Origin of the sequence: Actinoplanes palleronii (assembly GCF_016862315.1) — a bacterium.
GTDB classification, from domain to species: domain Bacteria; phylum Actinomycetota; class Actinomycetes; order Mycobacteriales; family Micromonosporaceae; genus Actinoplanes; species Actinoplanes palleronii.
This window is the reverse complement of sequence record NZ_BOMS01000113.1, coordinates 1-2,653: the sequence shown is the minus strand read 5'-3', so window position 1 is coordinate 2,653 and position 2,653 is coordinate 1. Positions and strand designations below refer to the sequence as shown.

At 70.0% G+C, this 2,653-nt stretch carries 3 protein-coding genes and 1 riboswitch; of the genes, 2 read left to right on the top strand and 1 reads right to left on the bottom strand.

Annotation, left to right across the window (positions count from 1 at the left end):
• Together Apa02nite_RS35035 and Apa02nite_RS35030 are read left to right on the top strand one after the other, a co-directional pair.
• Positions 1-388 (top strand): GNAT family N-acetyltransferase (locus Apa02nite_RS35035; RefSeq protein ID WP_203828904.1); only part of this gene is annotated, 388 nt, incomplete at its 5' end.
• A complete protein-coding gene (locus tag Apa02nite_RS35030) occupies positions 388-855 on the top strand; it encodes a hypothetical protein (protein WP_203828903.1) in 468 nt (155 codons plus the stop codon). The genes Apa02nite_RS35035 and Apa02nite_RS35030, both read left to right, overlap by 1 nt.
• 225 nt (positions 856-1,080) lie before the next feature.
• Here Apa02nite_RS35030 and thrC read toward each other — a convergent pair whose 3' ends face one another.
• Positions 1,081-2,364: a threonine synthase gene (gene thrC, locus Apa02nite_RS35025; protein WP_067707270.1), complete on the bottom strand. Its 1,284-nt coding sequence runs from the start codon at positions 2,362-2,364 to the stop codon at positions 1,081-1,083.
• A 10-nt stretch (positions 2,365-2,374) separates the two neighbouring features.
• A riboswitch (SAM riboswitch) is annotated at positions 2,375-2,512 on the bottom strand.
• Positions 2,513-2,653: the final 141 nt, after the last annotated feature.

Here is a 2,653-nt window from a genome sequence, read left to right as displayed (position 1 = left end):
CCCCCGCCCGCACGACGGCTATCGGGACCGGCTCGCCCGATCGGCGACCGGCCCGGAGCTCGCCCAGTTCGTCACCGACCCCGGGTCCGGCCCGCTCACCGGGCACGCCGGCGGCACCATCATCGCGGAGGAGCCGCAGGTCACCGTGGTCTTCTCGGTCTACCTGACACCCGCGTGCCGGGGCGGCAAGCTGCTCGCCCGGCTGGTCGAGACGATCGCCGACTGGTCCACCGCGGCCGGTCGGCACGAGCTGATGCTCGAGGTGGTGACCGGCAACGATCGGGCTGTCCGGGCGTACGAAAAATTGGGTTTTGAAGACACCGGCGTGCGCCAGCCGCATCCGACGGTGCCGGTGCTCACCCAGTTGCAGATGCGCCGGCGGATCTGATGGCCGCCCGGCGCTGGCCTCTCGCGCGGACGGTGCTGACCGCCGCGAACGGGACCACCGGCGCCGGACTGCTGCTCGCCCTGGTCACCCGGACGAGGATCCGGCGCGGCCGCGACGGCGTGCTGATCGCCGAGGGCTGGCGGCTGCCGATGCCGCCGGCGGCCTGCTTCACGGTCGGCTCAGTGGTCATCACCCGGCGGTCCGCCGAGTGGCTGCTGCACGACGATCGGGCCGCCCTGCTCGCCCACGAGAGCCGGCACGCCGGGCAGTACGCGGTGCTCGGCCCGCTCTTCTGGCCGGCCTACTGGGTCGCTTGTGGCTGGTCCTACGCGGCGACCGGGTCCTGGGGCTGCCGCAACTGGTTCGAGCGCCAGGCGGGCCTGACCGACGGCGGCTACCCGGAAGATGTCCCGCTGCGCCCATGGCTGCGGCGGGCCCGGCGCAGGCGCTCTCGCCGTGGGGCCTGAAAGAGGATTTGGTCGGGAGGACGGACGCACAGCGCCTCCGGCACGAATGCCATTGGGTCAGCGCTGGGTCGTTGGGACCCTCGGAGATTGTCGCCAAGCTCAGGTGAGGGGCCTCGTACGGCGTCGCGTCCTCCCGCGACAAGCATCCTGCCGATCCGGAGATCGGCGCGCAAGTCCTCGGAGGAAGGAATATTCGACAACCGGCTCCTCGCCGGTCACCCTGAGTTATCCCAGCAGGCCAGCTTCGCGCGCGCCGCGCAGAGACGGCTTGATCCGGTGGGTCGGCCCGACCTGGCCGGCGATCGCGTCGAGAGTCTTCAGACCCTCGCCGGTGTTGTAGACGACCGTCTCCTTGGCCGGGTCCAGCTTGCCGCTGGCGACCAGCTTCTGCAGCACCGCGACGGTGGTGCCACCGGCCGTCTCGGCGAAGACACCGGTCGTCTCGGCGAGCAGCCGGATACCGGCCCGGATCTCGTCGTCGTTCGCGTAATCCATCCAGCCACCGGTGCGGCGGACCGCCTCGATCGCGTACGCCCCGGCGGCCGGGTCGCCGATGTTCAGCGACTTGGCGATCCCGGTCGGCTTCACCGGGGTGATCACGTCGGTCTCGTTGTGCAACGCCACCGCGATCGGATTGCACCCGGCCGACTGCGCGCCGAACACCGCCCAGCCACCCTCCGGAGCCTCGACCAGTCCGATTTCGACCAGCTCGCTGAACGCCTTGTCCACCTTGGTGAGCAGCTCACCCGACGCCATCGGGATGACCACCTGCGCCGGGATCCGCCAGCCGAGCTGCTCGGCCACCTCGTACCCCAGCGTCTTCGAGCCCTCCGCGTAGAACGGCCGGACGTTCACGTTCACGAACGCGGTGTCCTCGAACTCGTCGGTCTCCACCAGCTCGCCGCAGAGCCGGTTCACGTCGTCGTAGGAACCCTCGATCGCGACCAGCTCACCGCCGTAGACCGCGGTCGTGATGACCTTGCCCGGCTCCAGGTCGGCCGGGATGAACACGATGCTGGGCACCCCGGCACGGGCCGCGTGCGCGGCGACCGAGTTGGCCAGGTTGCCGGTCGACGCGCAGGAGAACCGCTTGAAGCCGAGCTCCTTGGCCGCGGTCAGAGCCACCGACACGACCCGGTCCTTGAACGAGTGCGTCGGGTTCTGCGAATCGTCCTTGATCCAGAGCGGCGCGCTGATGCCGAGCCGCTCGGCCAGCGCCGGCGCGCTCACCAGCGGTGTCATCCCCGGGTCCAGGGTCACCCGGGTGTCCGGGTTCTGCCCGGCCGGCAGCAGCGCCGCGTAGCGCCAGATGTTCTGCGGGCCCGCCTCGATGTCGGCCCGGGTCACCCGCGCGAGCGCGGCCTGGTCATAGGCCACCTCGAGCGGGCCGAAACACTCGAAACAGGCATGCTGGGCGGCCAGCGGGAACTCCGCGCCACACGCGCGGCAGATCAGCCCGCGAGCAGGCGAAGTGGTGCTGACAGTGGGTGCGCTGACGGCAGACGTCATCGAGGCCTTCCTCTCATCTTTCCCCGGCGGCGACCTGCCACAAGCGGGGACGGAATTAGCACCTGCCGCGCGCGGCCTCGTCATCGAGACATACGCGGTGGTTGCCGGGGCTTCACAGGGCCGTTCCCTCTGCCCCTCTGGATGAGGTATTCAGTTGTTTCCCGAAGCTTACGACGAGATTCCGCCGAAGCCCCACCGAGTTCCCGAGGTGTGAGCGACCTCCTTCCGAAGAATCGGCCGATCCGGAACAAAATCAAGATGTCGTGCGTCCGCCGGGGTCCGGACCGCC

Excerpts from the sequence above, each read along its gene's own strand:
- Apa02nite_RS35030 (WP_203828903.1), top strand. The coding sequence starts at position 388 with ATGGCCGCCCGGCGCTGGCCTCTCGCGCGGACGGTGCTGACCGCCGCG.
- thrC (WP_067707270.1), bottom strand. The coding sequence starts at position 2,364 with ATGACGTCTGCCGTCAGCGCACCCACTGTCAGCACCACTTCGCCTGCT.